General features: G+C 60.2%; 1 protein-coding gene. It reads left to right on the top strand.

From position 1 onward, the window contains the following. Positions 1-171: 171 nt before the first annotated feature. Positions 172-1,151, top strand: a 980-nt coding sequence (locus Q0775_RS19905) for an FAD-dependent monooxygenase (RefSeq protein ID WP_298865384.1), incomplete at its 3' end; no start/stop codon positions are given.

Genomic DNA, 1,151 nt, shown 5'->3' with positions numbered 1-1,151 from the left:
CGCAGGGCTCACCTCCGTCAAGCCTTCCTCGAAAACTCGCAACAGGTCCGCCGCGTGGCGGGTATCATTTCAGACCGAACGGGTATTGGATTGCGCATCCGGTATCTGCCACCCTGAGCGAGAATGTAGAAGCCGCGCCGCTGGCCTGGTAATTGAAACAAGGAAATTATCATGACTGAACCGCGCATTGCCATCATCGGCGCCGGAATCGGCGGACTTGCTTGCGGGCTTGCCCTCCAACGGGCAGGTGTCCCCTTCACGATCTACGAACAGGCCTCGGCTTTGACCGAAATTGGCGCCGCTATCGCACTTTCTGCCAACGGGTCGCGGGAATTGGCGCGTTTCGGCTGTCTGCCGGGACTGGAGGCCGCTTCATGCGAACCCACCGAACTGATCTGGCGCGGCTGGCAGGACCAGACCCGTGTTGCTGCCCATCCTGTGCGAAAAGACGGCTCCTATCGAGAAGCGTATGGTGCGCCTTACTTCGGCGTCCACCGCGCAGATCTGCAGAAGGTGATGCGAGCGAAATTGCAAAGTAACGTCTTTCGCTTGGGCCACCGCCTCAACGGTCTGACCGAGACCGATCAGGGCATCCGGCTTGACTTCGATGGTGAGGATAGCACCGTCGTCGATCTGGTCATCGGTGCCGACGGCATCAAAAGCCGCGTGCGCGACCATGTCGCGGGGCCGGGCGCAATCCGCTATTCAGGAACATCGGCATTTCGCGGTATCGTTCCAACGAAGGATCTACCACATCTGCCAGATCCTGAAGCTATCCAATTCTGGATGGGTCCGGACGCACATCTGCTGCATTACGCCATTGGACCGAACGGCGAAGATGTCAATTACTTCGCGGTGACCGAAGGACCTGACACATGGCCCGACCCTGCTCGCTGGGTGATCGAGGCGACGCGCGACGACCACCTAAAACCGTTTCAGGGCTGGGACGAAGCGGTGACGGAAATGGTCGGCCAGTCGCACCATTTTGCCCGTTGGGGCCTCTTCATTACCAAGCCGCTGCGCCACTGGCACAAGGGCCGTGCTGTGCTGATCGGCGACGGGGCACATGCTATGGTGCCGCACCACGGGCAAGGTGCCAATACCTCTATCGAGGATGCCGTGACACTGGCCGGTCTGATCGCGAGCTTGGG

The sequence above is a fragment of the uncultured Sulfitobacter sp. genome, assembly GCF_947499945.1.
GTDB lineage: Bacteria > Pseudomonadota > Alphaproteobacteria > Rhodobacterales > Rhodobacteraceae > Sulfitobacter.
The sequence above is the reverse complement of the archived record's forward strand: the minus strand, read 5'-3'. Positions and strand labels throughout refer to the sequence as shown.